The 3,843-nt window shown below is 59.9% G+C and carries 3 protein-coding genes; 1 reads left to right on the top strand and 2 read right to left on the bottom strand.

All coding sequences use genetic code 11. The features are described 5' to 3' along the window. On the top strand, positions 1-394 hold a 394-nt coding region (locus ACOCD2_RS14085), incomplete at its 5' end, for a hypothetical protein (RefSeq protein ID WP_296714245.1). Positions 395-486: 92 nt separating this feature from the next. On the opposite strand, the gene ACOCD2_RS14080 is transcribed toward ACOCD2_RS14085, so the two are convergent. Both ACOCD2_RS14080 and ACOCD2_RS14075 read right to left on the bottom strand, forming a co-directional pair. Further along, on the bottom strand, positions 487-1,077 hold the full coding sequence (locus ACOCD2_RS14080; protein ID WP_293646290.1) for a nucleoside deaminase: 591 nt from the start codon (positions 1,075-1,077) through the stop codon (positions 487-489). A 10-nt stretch (positions 1,078-1,087) separates the two neighbouring features. Continuing rightward, on the bottom strand, positions 1,088-3,790 hold the full coding sequence (locus tag ACOCD2_RS14075) for an SMC family ATPase (RefSeq protein WP_293652567.1): 2,703 nt from the start codon (positions 3,788-3,790) through the stop codon (positions 1,088-1,090). Positions 3,791-3,843: the final 53 nt, after the last annotated feature.

Here is a 3,843-nt window from a genome sequence, read left to right as displayed (position 1 = left end):
CAATGTCCTGAGGCTCCTGCTCACGGATCGCCTGCTCTGCGATTCAAGCATTACCGCCGAACTGTTCTGCCGCTTCGTGGATCAGGTAAGGAATCACCTGGAAATCACAGATAAAAAACTTTATACGCAATTGCTCACCAGCGGTGACAACCATGTTACAACCGTGGCCAACCGCTTCATGGGCGGCTCGAAAGAAATCAAACGCATATTCGCCGACTTCGTAAAAAAATGGTGCAACATGAAAAAGCAGCAGCTGCTGGTAACCGATTACGACGAATTTGCCCGCATCACCGAAGACATGTTCGACATGGTGCTGGACCGCATTCAGGATGAGGTGGAACACCTGTACCCCCTGCTGCGCGAGGTACGGGAAGACAACAAGTACGCCGCCTGAGCTGCAGCAGCAGTCAGACACACAGGAGCCTGCCACCGAGCGGGCTCCTGTGTGATGTTGAAAGAGTCACGGATGGACTTTTCAACATTCTGTCAGACCCGGGATCTTTCTGGGTTGTAGACCACCCCGCCCTCCTGCCGGTATGCGTCGAGCACCGCCACAGCTTCACTGCGCAGCACCTCAGAGTTCACCTCGATGCCACGCTGCCGGAGTTCCAGAAGCCAGTCTTCCGGCTTGGGGCCTTCATCGAATCCCAGCCCGCGGGCATCCGCTTCAGTAGCGCCGCTGACCACCCGGGTCACGCCAGACCAGCAAATGCCCCCCAGACACATGGCGCAGGGTTCCGTGCTGGTAACGATCTCGAGCGCAGGCAAGCCCTGTTGCCCCAGATCCCAGGTTCTCAGCTTGCGCTGCGCCAGCGCCAGGGCGACCATTTCACCGTGCAGCATGGACAGGTTTTCGACGGTGACCAGATTGACGCCCAGCGCAACCAGCCTGCCGTTTTCTGATTCAAAAACGCCTGCAGCAAAAGGGCCACCGGTCTTTCTGCGAACGTTCTGCCTGGAAGCTTCGATCACCAGTGACATACGATCTTCCACCGCCAGAAGCATGTCATGGCCTGCTGCCAAGTCCGTCAGCCATGCCGGCAGGGAAAAACACACGCTTTCAGCTTGTTCACACATTCGAATGCCCTCAGGATACCACCGGCGTCACCCGGCTTCCCGTACGGCCTGTATCGATATCCAGACGCACATCGATACGCTCTTTCAGCTCAGGTACATGAGAGATGATGCCCACCATCCTGCCACCGGACTGCAGATCCAGCAGTGTGTTGATGGCCAGGTCCAGTGACTCGGGATCCAGGCTGCCAAACCCCTCATCGATGAACAGTGCATCCAGACAGATGCCTCCCGCATAGGCCTGTACCACTTCCGACAGTCCCAGCGCCAGCGCCAGGGCTGCCATGAAGCTCTCACCGCCGGAAAGGGTAGCGACGAGACGGGTCTTGCCGGAGAAAGCATCTTCCACCACCAGATCCAGTCCCGAGCTGCTGCGCCGGTCGCCCACATCTTCCCTCCGCAGCAACTGGTAGCGTCCTTTGCTCATGTGCAAAAGCCCCTGCCGGGCGCTGATCAGCACATCGTCGAGCAACACACCCAGCACGAAACGATGGAGGCTGAGATTCTCTGCATTCCTGCCGTTGGCCACATCGGCCAGCTTCCCGACCAGCGCATATTCCCTGTGCAGCCTGTCCTGCTCAACCAATATGCCTTGCAGGCGTTTGTCCACCTTCTCCAGCTGCATCAGCTGCTGGCCGCTCCCATGGAGGCTTTCCGTTACCCTGCGCGCCTCGGCATCCAGTTTCCGGTACTCTTCTTCCAGCGCGGACATGTCCGGCGGGGTCTTGTCCTGCAAGGCGGCAGTCTGCTCCCTGACCAGTGTCCGGGCGGCCAGCAGCTCGTCGTCCCGAAGGCGAATGGCCTCAGCCAGCTGCTGCCTGGCAGCCTCTTCCATGCCCGCCTGCTGAAACGCCTGCTCGGAAGCAAACACACTGTCGGCCAGCGCCGCCTGCCAATATGCAAGCTGCTGCTCCTGTTCCGTCTTTTTCGCCTGCAGCATCTGCCTGTTGGTCTCCAGGGTCGCTGTTGCCGAACCCAGCGCCAGCCGGGCCTGCTCAAAGGCTTCCCTGGCATCCTGCATTTGCCGTTGCAGGGTGCGCTGCTTTGCATCGACATCAAGAAGCGCCTTGTCCAGCACGCCGGGATCGGCAAACTGCGCGGGTAACTCGGCCTGCTTGTTGCGCACATCCTGCTTGCAGGCCGCCAGCTGCTGTGCTGCAGCGCTGTTCTCCTGCTGAAGCTGCTGCAGCTCGGCAGCCTTCAGGGACTGGCGCAGCCCGCTGCGGTTTTGCTTCAGTTTCCCGAAGTTTTTACGAAGCCCCTGCAGTTCCTCCACCTTCCCTGTTAAAGCCGCTATCTCCGATGCCAGAACAGCCGGCTCCCGGTCTGCCAGCGCCTGAGCGTCCTTCTTCATCTGCGCCTGTTGCTGTGTCAGTGCTTCCAGCTTCGCCTGGATGGCAACAACAGCGGACTGTGCTTCCTGCTGCAGCTTTCTGGCGGCTTCTACCCGCTCCCTGGCCTGCTGCCGCTGCGTTTCGTCAGGCAACACATCGCCGGCCCGTGCAGGATGGGGATGCGCCGTACTGCCGCAAACAGGACAGGGGCTGTCCGCTTCGAGCTGGCGCGCCAGAATGGCAGCCTGCCCTTCTTCCCAGGCCTGCTCCAGCAGCAGCTGTTTCTGCTCCGCCGCTCGCAGAGCCTTCGTGGCACGCTGTTTACTCTCCACCGCAATCACCAGAGATTCTTGCTCCTGCACCAGCCGGTTTTGCAGACCATCGAGTTCCGACTGCTTTTCCTGCTGTTGTTTCAACGCATCGAGTTCGCGCTGCCTGTCCGGCAGCTGCTGTAAAAGAGTAGCATTGCTTTCATACTGTTTCTCCAGGCTGTCCAGTTCCCTGCGCCGCTCCTTTACTGTCTCCTGCTGTCTTTCTTCGCTTTCCCTGCATTTTTCGTGTGCCTGCTGCGCGGCATCTCTGGCTTCGAGTGCCAAGCGCAGCTGAGCGGCCCGGCCGACATAGCCTTTCAGCTGCTGCTGTTGCTGTTTCAGCTGCTCAAGCTCAGGCTCACGGGATTTCATCTGCCCGTGCAGTTGCGCCGTTTTTTCCAGGCGCTCCTGCAATTCACTGACTTCCTGTAGCGCTTCCTCTACTGCCTTTTGCGCAGCCTGCTCCGATTGCCGCGCTCTTCGCAAGCGTTCATATACCGGCTGCAACACCAGCGCCTGTTCCGCCAGTCGCCAGCGCTGCCTGTCGGTTTCCAGCTGCTGCTGTTGATCCTGAAGATCCCGGAGCTTCTTTCTTGCTGTCTCCAGCGCTTTGAACTGCTGCTGCAGGTTGCGTGCTTCGAACACCTGCTGCCGTGACCGGGTGAGGCCTTCCTCCGCCTTGACCTGCATTTCCTGCAGCCTCTCCACTTCCCGCTTCAGCCTCTCGATCCGCGTCACCAGGCTTTCCCTGTCATCGGCCTCCACACCACTGAGCAAGCCTCTTGCCTGTTCATCCAGCCGGTGCAGCTGTGCTGATACATCGTTGGCCCGATCCTTGAGCCGCTGTTCCAGCCGGGTATAGATGCGGGTCTGAAACAGTTGCCGGAAGATATCTTCGCGCTGGCTGGAGTCGGCCAGCAGCAGCTCACGGAACCTCCCCTGGAGCAGTACCATGACCTGCCGGAACTGCCCGGCGCTGAGGCCGGTGAGACGCTCGATTTCTGCGGTGGCTTCCGTCGCCTTCTTCGGTACCAGCAGCGTCTTTTCCCCCCTTGCGCATCCAGCTCCCACAATTGGGCTTCAGACTGCTGCGTGGTCGTGCCTGCTCCCCCTGCCTTGGGGCG

Origin of the sequence: Thiolapillus sp. (assembly GCF_048562965.1) — a bacterium.
Lineage (GTDB): Bacteria > Pseudomonadota > Gammaproteobacteria > Chromatiales > Chromatiaceae > Thiolapillus > Thiolapillus brandeum_A.
The sequence above is the reverse complement of the archived record's forward strand: the minus strand, read 5'-3'. Positions and strand labels throughout refer to the sequence as shown.